The sequence below is a fragment of the Demequina activiva genome (assembly GCF_016862815.1).
GTDB lineage: Bacteria > Actinomycetota > Actinomycetes > Actinomycetales > Demequinaceae > Demequina > Demequina activiva.
In genome coordinates, this window is sequence record NZ_BONR01000001.1 from 572,367 (window position 1) to 584,801 (window position 12,435).

A 12,435-nucleotide genomic window follows, 5' to 3' on the forward strand; every position below is an offset into this window, starting at 1 on the left:
GGGGCCGCGCGGGAACGCCGGCGAGCGCGTCACGCCGATGCGCGGTCCCGTCCCGGCAGCGCCGCCGGCTCCACGCCCAGCTCGGCCAGCAGCGCCGCCACCCGACGCTCGATCTCGTCGCGCACCGGGCGCACGTTCTCGATCGAGGTGCCGGGCAGCGCATCGAACTCCCAGTCGAGGTAGCGCTTGCCCGGGTACACGGGGCAGGCGTCGCCACAGCCCATGGTGACCACCACATCGGCCGCCTTGAGCGTCTCCTCCGTCCAGGGCTTGGGGAACTCCCCGGAGATGTCGATGCCGACCTCGCGCATGGCCGCCACCGAGTGCTCGTTCAGCGCCGTGCCGGGCTCGGAGCCGCCGGACCAGCCGATGGCGCGCGTGCCCGCCATCGCCTCGAAGAAGCCCAGCGCCATCTGCGACTTGCCTGCATTGTGGACGCACAGGAACAGCACCACGGGGGTGCCGTCGTGGTGCTCGGCCTCGACGCGGCTGAGCGCGTGCAGGCGCTGACGGGCGAAGCGCTCGGCCAGCAGCGGCAGGTAGTTCGGCACGGTCGCGCGGGAGGCGAACTCGTCATACGAGCTGCGCAGGAACTGCTCGATGGTCTCCCGGTTGAAGGTGCCCACGAACTCGGACTCGAGCTGCTTGGCGGCGATCTCGAGGGCGTAGGACTGGTCGATGCTGAGGCTGCGGAAGCGGTGCAGGGGGTCGGTCATGACGATGCTCCTGGGGTGAGGGCGGCAGCGAGACGCTGCACGCGGGGCTCGATCTGGGCGAAGGAGTCGGCGAACGCCTCGGGGGCGTCCGTCGCGGCGGGGTCGGGGACGGACCAGTGCAATTGGGCGCGGCCCTCCAGATCCTCGTAGGCGTTGTCGCACACGGCGACGATGAGGTCGCCCTCGCGGGCGGCGTCCTCGAGCGCGCGCGGGCGCGAGTCCAGGGGGCCGAGTCCGTGACGGTCGAGCTCGGCGAGGGCGTACGGGTTGATCTGGTCCGCGGGGTGGGTCCCGGCCGATGCGACGGGCACGTCGCTCTGCCGCGCGAAGAGGCTGGCGGCGAACTGCGATCGCGCAGCGTTCGCGGTGCAGACGAAGACCACGCGGCAGGCGCCCAGGGCTGGCGAGCCCGTCACCGTGGCGGCGACCAGCGGCGTCTCCCAGTCGAGCGCCAGGTAGGAGCGTCTCCCGTCGCCGTCCGAGCGGCGGCGGCGCACCACGCCGGCCTCCGTGAGCACGCCGATGTGGTGGGCGAGGAGGTTCGACGGCAGGTCGAGGTCCCGGCTCAGCGCGGTGGGCGAGGTGTCCCCCAGCGCGAGCGCGTCGACGATGCGCAGGCGCTGCGGATCCGCGAGGGCGGACAGGAGGGTGAGGCGATCCGTCACGCTGTGATAGTACCTCAATTCTGATTGAGATACTGCCCTCGTCGCCGCCGGTGGGTGACACGCCCGGTATGCCCGAATTGCGCCTGACGCTGGGGCGACGGTCGCTAGCATCGAGGCCGTGGCGCTCCCAGCTCTGGGAGCGTCCCTGCGCTGCGCCGATAACGGTGTGAGTTTTGTCACACGCCACTACCCGTGTCACATGCGTCACTCCTGCAACACGTCCACGTTGACAGTGTGAGAAATCTCACTAACGTGAGGCTGAAGGGGGCGCTGAGGGGTGGCCAAGTAGGCAACCTGCCCCCACAGGCTGGGGAGGCTGCGATGAAGCTGAGGACAAGAATTGCTGCGACGGTGAGCGCCACTGCGCTCGCCTTGGTGGGTTGGGCCGTACCGGCCGCCGTCGCCGATCAGAGCGACAGTGACAAGAACAAGGTCGAGTACTGGGAGGCTCAGTACGAGAACGCTGTTGCCTGCTACAAGTACGGCGACACCGCCAACAACGCGCACGGCAAGGTCAGCGCGGACAAGAAGACCGTGACCCTTAAGCCGTACAACGCGAACTGGCCAGGTGACCGCTGGGAGGTGCTCATCGTGAAGGCCGGCTCCCTGTCCTCCGTTGCCGATCCTCACAAGGTTTACGAGCTTCCCACGGCGGGCACCGCCTACACCGCTCCGGAGAACAAGGCCATCTCCCACTGGATCGTCTGCAAGGGCGCCACGCCCGAGCCGGTCGCGCTGTGCATCGACGGCACGCAGGTCGAGGTGCCGGCAGGAGACCCCCGCATCGGCCAGTACCCGGAGTTCGACCCGTCGAGCTGCGGCGACCCCGTGATCCAGCCCACCTGTGAGTCGGTGACCGCGAAGTACCCGTTCCTCTACGACGGCCACCACATCAACATCCACTTCAAGCAGCTGGACGACGACGGCGAGCCGTTCGGCGACACGCTCGAGCTGAGCTGGCACTACGACACCAACCACCCCGACTACGGCGACCTGGTCCACACCGAGACCTTCGCGTCGCACCCGAACTGGCTGGGCTGGACGCACTTCCGCATCATCTTCGTGCAGGCCGCGGAGACCGACATCTACCCGAACACGGACTGCGGGCAGCCCAAGGAGTACGTGTGCGTGTGGAACGAGCAGACCCAGACCTCGGACAAGGTCGTCAAGACTGAGGGCAACGCGAACGAGCCCGAGTGGTACGACGGCATCGACTGCGGTCCTGTCGAGGAGTTCTGCCCCAACCTGGGCGGTGTGGACGCGCAGGGCGCGCCCCTGACCGCCGTGCCTGAGGGCTGGAGCGTCAAGGAGAACGGCGACTGCTACTACATCGTCTACGACTGCTGGCTGGTGCCCACGGACGTGACCACCGGCGCAAAGGTGCTGTCCACCCAGTTCAGCACCGGCGACGACTACCCGCTGGTCCCGCAGACCGGACCCAACGCCTTCCCGCAGACGCACCTGGGCACCGCCGACTCCTGGGAGGAGCTCGCCGCGAACGACTGCGGCTACGTCCCTCCATGCGAGGAGGAGGTGTGGATCCAGATCGACCGCTACCAGGTCGACAGCTACCTCGACGATGACCTGATCGAGCGCCTGCGCGTCGACGGCATCGTGTGGGTCCCGCAGCGCGGCGGCCCCGACGACGGCCCGCTGTACAAGGCGCACGGCTTCATCAAGCTCGTGGGCGAGGACTGCTACGACATCGACGAGTCCGAGGTGGTCGCCCAGTGCGTGGACGGCGTGCCCGTCTTCGACTGGACCGTGGATCTCAACGACCCCAACGGCAAGCTCCCCGACGAGCTGAACGATCTCACCGAGATCACCATCACGTTCTCGAAGGACGGGTTCACGCCGTGGGTCAGGACCATCCCGATCGACCCCAACGACTATCCGCTGTGGACCGGGACCGCTGACTGGCCCGGCTACGTCGAGGACGGCTCCGGCGTGCCGGTCTCATGGCCCGGCTGGGAGTACATCGACGGCGTGCTCCAGAACGTGGGCAACGACAACTACGGCTGGACTCGCGATGGGGCGACCATCACGATCGAGCTGAACCCGGAGACCACCATCACCGGCGTGACCTACCCGACCGCCAGCGGTGACTGCGAGCCGCCCTCCGACCACTACTGCGAGTACGGCGACCAGGGCCCGCAGCCCGTGACGTACCACGGGATCGCTCCCGACGGGTCGATCGTGTGGGTCAACGGCCTCGAGTGCACGCCCATCGAGATCTGCTTCGAGGGTCAGGAGGGCTGGCAGCCGCTGGAGATCATGGAGGCCACCTTCAACCCGGAGGTCGACAAGCTCTGGAACGCGGAGGCGGAGTTCAACGGTGGCTGCGAGGAGCCGGCCGAGCCCACGCTCACCGGATCCTTCATCGGCGGCACCTGCCTCGCGGACGCTCCCTGGCTGGACTACAGCATCGTGGTCAACAACCCCGATGGCCTCCCGCTCGAGGGCGTCGAGGAGGGTGAGGAGCCCATGGCCACCATCACCTTCGTGAACCCGGACGGCGACAACTACACGCTGCCGGACACGTACCCACTCGGCACCGGTCGCATCCTGTGGCCCGGAGCCGCCGTCGCTCCCGCCGAGGGCCTGACGGAGGCGGACATCGACCCGTTCGACGCCGCCACCTTCGTGCCCACCGACTGGCCCGGCTGGGTCCAGAACGAGCTGGGCGAGTGGCTCGAGGTCACCGACCCGCAGGAGGACTTCGGCTGGACCCGCAACGGCGTCCAGATCCTCGTGGAGGTCAACCCGGAGACCACCGTCACGGTGAACTACCCGCCTGCCACGCCTGAGTGCGCGGCCGTGCCGCCGGACGAGTTCACCGTGGTCGCCGGCGCTCCGCCGCTGCCCGAGGCCCGGCCCGCAGTGCCGGTCCAGGCAGTCGCCTCGTACGCGGGCTGACCCCCTCAGTTCGCGTCCACGCAGCGCCCGTCCCACCTTCCTGGTGGGGCGGGCGTTGTGCTGGGCAGGGGGCTTCCCTGAGTGACCGCCAGGACGCGCGCCGGAGCCCTCGTCGACCCTCAGGGACCGATGGGACGCTCAGGTGGTGGAGCCCGGGTCGCCTACGTGGCGACGGCGTCCGCGTCGCTGATGTAGACCGGGGCGCCCAGCGGCAGCCCCACCTCCGTCACCAGCTGCGAGATCACTTCATTGGGGAGTCGAATGCAGCCGCTCGAGGCGAGCGTGCCGATCGAGTCCGGCTCGTTGGTGCCGTGGATGCCGATCACCGCGTCGCCGCCGTTGAAGCTCTCCAGCACCGGGGAGTACCCGGACAGTCCGTAGGCGTACGGCCCGTAGACGCCGCCCGGATCCGGCTGCTGCAGCAGCTCCCTGATGTAGTAGGTGCCGCCGGGAGTGGGGCGGTCCGCGCGTCCCACTCCGATCGCGGACGTCAGCACCTCCTCAGCGCCCTTGAACACCGTCAGCTCGAAGCGATCCAGAGCGATCTCGACGCGCATGTCCGTGGAGATGAGATCGACGTCCTCGGCGCGGATCCAGCCCATCATCCCGTTGGGACGCACCGGCAGATGCACCTTGACCCAGTCGCCCTGCTGGGAGTCGACCAGGAACGTCAACGGCGTCTGGTCAGGGACCGTCAGCACATCCTCCGCATCGACGGTCTGCTGCAGCGCGCCGTCCGGGGCGTCGTAGACGTCCACGCTTGCGCTGCTGGCCGTCGCGATCATCGCGGTGAGCGGATTGCCCACGGACGGCACGCGCGCGCCGTCGGGCGAGCCCGAGGGGTCCGGCGCGCTCACCTCGGGGACGGGGGTGCCGCTCGCGATGATCTCGGTGGGCTCCTCGCCTCCCCCGCTGCATCCCGCGAGGACGAGGACGAGGGCGCCCGCGGCCGCGGCCGCGATGGCGCGCGCCGCCGCTCGAGCGGCACCGCCGTGAACTCCGTGACGCATCGGCCCTCCCCAGCCTTGGACGCATGCCGATTCTAGACCGGCGCCCACGCGGCGCACACGCCGCTTCGCGCGCCCGCGCGGCGTGGATGGATCCATCGATGAGCCGCGTTGACCCTCGTGAACCTACGCGAAGGAGCCACCATGACCGCCGATCACGAGAATGCAGTGCTGAAGGCCGTGCCCGAGGGGCTGTTCATCGGAGGGCAATGGCGCTCCGCCTCGGACGGCGCCACCCTCGACGTCACGGACCCGGCCACCGGCGACACCCTGCGGACCATCGCCTCGGCCGGTGCGGCGGACGGCATCGCCGCTCTCGACGCCGCGCACGAGGCGTTCCCCGCCTGGGCCGCGACGCCGGCGCGCGACCGCGGCGAGATCCTGCGGCGGGCCTTCGACCTCGTCACCGAGCGCGCCGATGATCTCGCGCTCCTCATGACGCTGGAGATGGGAAAGCCGCTGTCCGGCTCGCAGGGCGAGGTCACCTACGGCGCCGAGTTCCTGCGGTGGTTCAGCGAGGAGGCGGCGCGCATCAGCGGCCGCTACGGGGCCAACCCGGAGGGCACCGGCCGCACCATCGTGTCCCAGCACCCCGTGGGACCGTGCTTCCTCATCACCCCGTGGAACTTCCCGCTCGCGATGGCCACCCGCAAGATCGCGCCCGCACTGGCGGCGGGCTGCACCGTGGTGGTGAAGCCTGCGTCCTCGACCCCGCTCACCACGATGATGGTCGCGTCGCTCCTGGAGGAGGCCGGAGTGCCCGCCGGGGTGGTGAACGTGATCCCCTCGGCCCACTCGAGCGAGGTGTCCGAGCCCATCGTTCGCGACCCACGGTTGCGCAAGCTGTCCTTCACTGGTTCCACTGCGGTGGGCGCCTCGCTGCTCGAGCAGTCCGCGCCTGGCATCCTGCGCACGTCGATGGAGCTGGGTGGCAACGCACCCTTCGTCGTGTTCGAGGACGCGGACCTCGACGCGGCGGTGGACGGCGCCATCCAGGCCAAGTTCCGCAACATCGGCCAGGCGTGCACCGCCGCGAACCGGTTCATCGTGCACCGCGACGTGGCCGACGACTTCGCGCGCCGCGTCACCGAACGCGTGGCCAGCATGCAGGTGGGCCGCGGCACCGAGCAGGACGTGGAGATCGGCCCCCTCATCGACGCCGATGCGCTGGAGAAGGTCTCGCGCCTCGTGGACGATGCGGTGGCCAAGGGGGCGACGCTGCTCGCGGGCGGCGCCGCGGTGGACGGCGACGGCGCGTTCTATGCGCCCACGGTGCTCACGGACGTGCCAGACGACGCCGACCTACTCGAGGAGGAGATCTTTGGCCCCGTGCTGGCCATCCAGACCTTCACGAGCGAGGAGGAGGCGGTGGCGATGGCCAACGACACGCAGTTCGGGCTGGTGGCCTACGCCTACACGGAGTCGCTCGCGCGCGGACAGCGCATGATCGACGCGCTCGAGACCGGGATGCTGGGACTGAACATGGGCGTGATCTCGAATGCGTCCGCGCCGTTCGGCGGCGTCAAGATGTCCGGCCTGGGCCGCGAGGGCGGCGCGGAGGGCATCCATGAGTACCTGCAGACCAAGTACACGATGACCCCGGCCTAGCCTGCCGCCCCCTCCCCAACTGAGCGCCCCATCGGTCCGTGAGTGTCGGTTCCGCCGCCTCGCTGCGCCCTATCGGTCACTCAGTGGCGCACCCACGGGAAAGGCCCGGCCCCCAACGCTGGGGACCGGGCCTCGTGGAGCCGCCTAAGGGAATCGAACCCTTGACCTATTCATTACGAGTGAATCGCTCTGCCGACTGAGCTAAGGCGGCGTGCATCGCATACGCGGTGCGAGGAACCATAGTAGCGGGTCAGCACTCAGTTCCCGAATCCGGCATCTCACCGTCCACGAGGAAGCCGTCCACCGCGTCGACGATGCACTGGTTGGACCGTCCGTAGGCGGTGTGACCCTCGCCGTCGTAGGTCAGCACCTCGGCGCCGAGGCGCTCCGCGAGCGACACCGACCATGCGTACGGCGTCGCCGGATCGTTGGTGGTGCCGATCACCAGCATCTGCTCGGCGGTCGCCGCCGCCTCGAGCGACTCGATGTGCTCGTCCGCGGTCCACGGCCAGTTGTCGCAGCCCGTCGAGGACGCGAACCACCAGCCGAACGTGGGCGACGCCTCCTCCATGAGCGCGCGGTACTCCTCGATGTCCTCGAAGGTCCACGGCTCGTCCGGGAGGGCGTCCAGGCAGTTGATGGCCGTGAACGCCCAGGTGGAGTTCGCGAGGTACTCCCCGGAATCGCCGTCGCGGTCGAGGTAGAAGTTCGCCAGCTGGTAGAGCACGGAACCGGTGCCGCTGTTCACGGCCTCGTCCAGCCCCAGGTCCAGGTACTGCCAGGACGCCTCGTCGTAGAGCGTCACCACGATCCCGTAGACCATGAGGTTGCCGTTGAGGTCCCACTTGGTGCCGGTGGGAAGCGGGTCCGCGAGCGCCTGGGCCAGGAGGTCCTGGATGGCGTCGCGCGCCTCGTCGACGTCATCGCCCAGCGCGCATTCGTCGCGGCTGGTGCACCAGCGCAGGAAGTTGGTGAGCGCGTTCTCGAAGCCCTCCGCCTGGCCGGCCCCGATCTCCTCCTCCGGCAGCAGGAAGTCCACGGCGCCGTCGAGCACGAGTCGCCCCACGTTCTCCGGGTAGATCTCGGCGTAGGTCGCGCCCAGCTGCGTGCCGTAGGAGAAGCCCAGGTACTGCAGCTTCTCGTCTCCCAGGACGGCACGGATCACATCCATGTCGCGCGCCACGCTCACGGTGTCGACGTTGGCGGCCACCGCGCCCGAGTCCGCCTGGCACAGCGCCGCGAAGCTCGCGTTGAGCTCGTTCCACTCGTCGACGTCGGCCTGCGAACGGATGGGGCGGTCAGGGATGTAGTAGGCGTCGACCTCCTCGTCGCTGCCGCACATCACCGGCGTCGACTCGCCCACGCCGCGCGGGTCGAAGCCCACCACGTCGTACGCATCAAGCAGGTCCTCGCCCGCGGACACGACGAAGGACTCGGTGAAGTCAAGGCCGGAGCCACCCGGCCCACCAGGGTTGATGAGTAGCGAGCCGATGCGCGCGTCCGGGTCCTGCGCGGGTGCCCGATTGATCGCGAGGTCGATGGTCTCGCCGTCCGGCTCGGACCAGTCCAGCGGGACCTGGATCGTCGCGCACTCGAGGTCCTCGCCGCAGCTGCTCCAGTCGACGTCCTGGTCGTAGACGGCCGATGCGTTGGGGTCGCCGGGCGCGCCGCCGTCGCTCTGGCTGGGGCCGGGCTGGGCCTCGCCGCCGTCCTCCGGCGAGATCTGCGTCTTGTCCGGGGTGCACCCGGCGACGAGCAGCGCGGCGACTGCGGCGACAGCGAGGGACCGGCCAAGGCGAGGCGTCATGGGAAAACCCTACGCGGCCACTCGGGGCCGCAGCGCAAGCGCCATCGCCTCGAGAGCGAGCAGCGGGGCCACGTTGGAGGCGAGCCTGTCGCGCGTGGTCGACAGCGCGTCGAGGCACCTCATGGTGTCCGCGAGCTCGGTGCGTGCCGCGAGCGCCTCGATGTGGCCGCGATGGGACTCGTTGATGAGCGGCTGCGCCGCACCCACGTGCACCGCTGCGACGTCGCGGTACAGCGACATGAGGTCCACGATCGCGCGGTCCATCACATCGCGCTTGTGCCGGGTGGCGCGGCGCTTCTGGTCGTCCTCGAGCTGCTTGACCTGGCTGCGCAGCGCGGGGGGCAGGCGCCCGCCGTCGTCTGCGCCCAGGGTGCGCAGCAGCGCGTTGCGCTCCTCGACGTCGCGCTCCTCGGTCGCGGCCTTGGCGTCCTCCTCCGCGACCGCCACCAGGTCTGCGGCGGCGAGCACGGCGTCCCCGACGCCGCGGATGTCCGTCGCGAGCGCCAGCACCTGGTCCCTCCGTGCCCGCGCGGCGGGATCGCGCGCCAACCGCCGTGCGACGCCGATGTGGCTCTGCGCTGCGTAGGCGCACTGACGCGCGAGCTCTGGCTCCACGCCGTCGCGCTCGATCAGCAGCCGTGCCACCACCTCCGGGTCCGGCATGCGCAGGCTGACCTTGCGCGAGCGCGACCGGATGGTCACCGCGATGTCCTCGCCGGAGGGCGCGCACAGCACCCACACGGTGCGCGGAGGCGGCTCCTCGATGGACTTGAGCAGCACGTTGGACGTGCGTTCGGTCATGCGGTCCGCGTCCTCGACGATGATGACGCGCCACCGCCCCTCGCTGGGCGAGCTCTGCGCGGTCGAGATCAGGTCGCGCACCTCGTCGATCGAGATGGTCACCTTCTCCGTGGCCAGCACCGTCACGTCCGCGTGGGCGCCGCTGATCGCCGTGGTGCAGGCCCGGCAGGTGCCGCACCCTCCCTCGAGGCATTGCAGCGCCGCCGCGAAGGCACGCGCCGCATGCGAGCGTCCGGAACCGGGCGGCCCGGTGATGATCCACGCATGCGTCATCGCCGCTGGCTGAGCCACCGCCGCCTGCAGCGGCGCGATCGCGGCCTCCTGGCCCACGACCTGGTCCCACACGCTCACGGGGTGCCCCACGGCTCGGTCTCCAGGCCACCGGAGGCAGAGCCGCCGTGCGCAGTCCGCGCATCGGCCGGTCCCACGCCGGCCCTCGCCATCGCATCGGCCGTGGCCTTGGCGACGTCCTCCGCGACCTCCTCGACGGAGCGCGCGGCGTCGATGACGGCGTAGCGCTCGGGTTCACGCGCCGCGAGGTCCAGGAAGGCCTGGCGGATCAGCGCGGCGTACTCGGCGGTCTCGCGCTCGACCCGGTCGAGCTCGCGGTCCAGCCGCCCCGGGCCCGGCTCCATGTCCAGCACGATGGTCAGGTCCGGCAGCAGACCCTCCGTGGCCCAGCGCGAGATGCGCTCGACCTCCTCGCCCAGCCCGCGGGCGCCTCCCTGGTAGACGATCGAGGAGTCCACGTAGCGGTCCTGCAGCACCACGGCGCCGCGCTCGAGGGCGGGCCGCACCTTGGTGTGGATGTGGTGGGCGCGGTCCGCGGCGTACAGCAGGGCCTCCGCGCGGGGCGCCACGTGATCGCCGTGCATGACCGCCTGGCGCAGCTCCTGACCCAAGGGCGTGCCGCCCGGCTCGCGCGTGGTGACGACCTCGAATCCACCCCCTGCGGGCGCGCGCAGCAGCCCCGCCAGGAGGTCGATCTGGGTGGTCTTGCCCACGCCGTCGCCGCCCTCGACCACCACGAAGAATCCGGTCATGGCACCAACCTACCGGCGGCGGCGGACACCTCTGGCGCCCAAGTGCGTGCCCGAGACGTGCAACACGCCACACAGGGCTGGATTCGGGCACGCCGCAGGAGTAGACCTAAGCCCGAGGGAGCAAGCATGAGGGTGCGCTGGGGTCTGATGGCGGCGGTGGCGGTTCTGACCGCACCGCTGATGGCCTGCGCGCCCGATGCCCCACCCACGGCCATCTTCCTGGGCGACTCGGACACCGCGGGCGTCGCTCTCCCCGTCGACCAGATCGAGAGCCGCTGGCCCACCCTCGTGTCCCAGCACTTCGGCTGGCGCGAGGTCAACGCCGGCTGCGATGGCTCGGGCTACACCCAGATGGGCCCCGGCTGCTCGACCACCTACCGCGAGCGCGTGGACCGGCTGCTCGAGGAGGACCCCGACGTGATCGTGGTCTCCGGGGGCGTCAGCGACCTGGGGGCGGATCTGGGCCAGATCGAGGCCGCCGTGCAGGCGACGTTCGTGACCCTGCGCGACACCTTTCCCGACGCCACCATCTACGCCGTAGGCGCGGTGGGCACGGACCGCCGCAGCGTGCACTCGGTCGCGGACCTCAACCGCATCGTCGAGACGCAGTCGGCCAAGGTGGATGCGATCTACGTGGACCTGGGCGACCCGCTCGCCGGTCGTCCCGAGCTGCTCGCCGTCGACGGCAGCCCCAATGCCGAGGGCCACGCGGTGATCGCCGAGCTGACCTCGCACGTCATCGACGGCACGTAGCAGCCCGGCGCGCGCATCGGCGCTACTTCTCGTTGGGGTAGACCAGGCCGATCTGGTCGCGGACCTCGTCCATGAGACGCATGATCTCGAGGGTCTGGTCGAGCGGCAGGATCTCGGACTCGGTGCGCCCAGCGGCCACGTTGCGGGCGAGCTCGGCCGCCTCGTACTGGAAGCCGTTGGGGACGCGGCCGTCGTAGGTCCAGGACGTGCCGTCGTTGCGCTTCACGGTGAACGTGGTGGGCGTGTAGAACATCGAGTCGATCTCGATGCGGCCCTCGGTTCCGGCGATCACCGCCGTGACGCCGGTGACGGCCTCCATGGTGGTGTGCAGCGTCGCCTGGGCGCCGTCGTACTGGAACACCATCGACACCTGGCCATCGACGCCGGTGTCGCGCAGCTGGCCCACGGCGGTGATGGACTCGGGCACGCCGAGGATGTCGTGCGCGAACGCGATGGGGTACACGCCCAGGTCCAGTAGCGCGCCGCCCGCGAGCTCGGGGCGCACCATGCGCTCCACATGCGTGAGGTGCTGGCCGTGGTCCGCCTGCACGGAGATGACCTGGCCGATGTCGCCGCGCTCGATGATCGCGCGGATCTCCGCCTGGTGCGGGAGGAAGCGCGACCACATGGCCTCCTGCACGTACACACCCTTGGCGCGCGCCGCGGCGATGACCCGCTCGGCCTGCGCGACGTTCTGCGTGAAGGCCTTCTCCACGAGCACGTGCTTGCCGGCCTCGATCGCCAGCAGCGCGGGCTCATGGTGGTCGTTGTGCGTGGTCGCGACATAGACGGCATCCACGCTCGGGTCGTTGACGACCTCCTCGTAGGAGCCATACGGCGTGCCGGCGCCCACCTCGGCCACGAACGTCTCCGCCTTGCCGGGCGTGCGCGAACCGACGGCGACGAGCTCCCCGGCGGTGTGGTGGATGATGGCGTCCGCCATCTTGTGGGCGATGCCGCCGGCGCCGAGGATTCCCCAGCGGATGGCGGGCGCGGACTTCGGCTCTGGAGTCGTCATGCTTTCAGCCTAGTAGGAGGCGGATCGGTGCCTGTCACCTGCGCCTGCAGACAGTGCAGCGCCCCGGTCGCCGAAGGGGAACGGCTGCCGGGGCGCTGCTG

At 70.1% G+C, this 12,435-nt stretch carries 10 protein-coding genes and 1 tRNA gene; 3 read left to right on the forward strand and 8 right to left on the reverse strand.

Features of this window, described 5'->3' with window-relative positions; translation table 11 throughout:
* Positions 1-29: 29 nt before the first annotated feature.
* On the reverse strand, positions 30-716 hold the full coding sequence (locus tag Dac01nite_RS02710; protein WP_203653224.1) for an arsenate reductase ArsC: 687 nt from the start codon (positions 714-716) through the stop codon (positions 30-32).
* On the reverse strand, positions 713-1,381 hold the full coding sequence (locus tag Dac01nite_RS02715) for an arsenate reductase/protein-tyrosine-phosphatase family protein (protein ID WP_239066469.1): 669 nt from the start codon (positions 1,379-1,381) through the stop codon (positions 713-715). The genes Dac01nite_RS02710 and Dac01nite_RS02715 overlap by 4 nt, the downstream gene beginning before the upstream one ends.
* 351 nt (positions 1,382-1,732) lie before the next feature.
* Between Dac01nite_RS02715 and Dac01nite_RS02720 the strand changes: the two genes are divergently transcribed.
* The gene (locus tag Dac01nite_RS02720; RefSeq protein WP_203653226.1) at positions 1,733-4,297 is read left to right on the forward strand and encodes a hypothetical protein; all 2,565 of its coding nucleotides are present in this window, start codon (positions 1,733-1,735) and stop codon (positions 4,295-4,297) included.
* A gap of 161 nt (positions 4,298-4,458) precedes the next feature.
* Here the strand turns inward: Dac01nite_RS02720 and Dac01nite_RS02725 are convergent, their stop codons facing one another.
* Complete coding sequence (locus Dac01nite_RS02725) at positions 4,459-5,307, reverse strand: L,D-transpeptidase (protein ID WP_203653227.1); 849 nt, start codon at positions 5,305-5,307, stop codon at positions 4,459-4,461.
* Positions 5,308-5,448: 141 nt separating this feature from the next.
* Here Dac01nite_RS02725 and Dac01nite_RS02730 point away from each other — a divergent pair, with 141 nt between their 5' ends.
* Positions 5,449-6,912 (forward strand): NAD-dependent succinate-semialdehyde dehydrogenase, encoded by a 1,464-nt coding sequence (locus Dac01nite_RS02730; RefSeq protein WP_203653228.1) that lies wholly within the window; start codon positions 5,449-5,451, stop codon positions 6,910-6,912.
* A 135-nt stretch (positions 6,913-7,047) separates the two neighbouring features.
* Here the strand turns inward: Dac01nite_RS02730 and Dac01nite_RS02735 are convergent.
* The 4 genes from Dac01nite_RS02735 to tmk all read right to left on the reverse strand — a co-directional run bounded on the left by Dac01nite_RS02735 (position 7,048) and on the right by tmk (position 10,563).
* Positions 7,048-7,123 (reverse strand) — tRNA-Thr (locus tag Dac01nite_RS02735).
* Positions 7,124-7,162: 39 nt separating this feature from the next.
* Entirely contained in the window at positions 7,163-8,719 is a 1,557-nt protein-coding gene (locus Dac01nite_RS02740) for an alpha/beta hydrolase (RefSeq protein WP_203653229.1), read from the reverse strand.
* A gap of 9 nt (positions 8,720-8,728) precedes the next feature.
* The gene (locus tag Dac01nite_RS02745) at positions 8,729-9,871 is read right to left on the reverse strand and encodes a DNA polymerase III subunit delta' (RefSeq protein ID WP_203653230.1); all 1,143 of its coding nucleotides are present in this window, start codon (positions 9,869-9,871) and stop codon (positions 8,729-8,731) included.
* Entirely contained in the window at positions 9,868-10,563 is a 696-nt protein-coding gene (gene tmk / locus Dac01nite_RS02750; protein ID WP_203653231.1) for a dTMP kinase, read from the reverse strand. Before tmk ends, Dac01nite_RS02745 begins: the two co-directional genes overlap by 4 nt.
* Positions 10,564-10,689: 126 nt before the next feature.
* Between tmk and Dac01nite_RS02755 the strand changes: the two genes are divergently transcribed.
* Positions 10,690-11,316: an SGNH/GDSL hydrolase family protein gene (locus tag Dac01nite_RS02755; RefSeq protein WP_203653232.1), complete on the forward strand. Its 627-nt coding sequence runs from the start codon at positions 10,690-10,692 to the stop codon at positions 11,314-11,316.
* Positions 11,317-11,338: 22 nt separating this feature from the next.
* Here Dac01nite_RS02755 and Dac01nite_RS02760 read toward each other — a convergent pair whose 3' ends face one another.
* A complete protein-coding gene (locus Dac01nite_RS02760) occupies positions 11,339-12,334 on the reverse strand; it encodes a Gfo/Idh/MocA family protein (protein ID WP_203653233.1) in 996 nt (331 codons plus the stop codon).
* Positions 12,335-12,435: the final 101 nt, after the last annotated feature.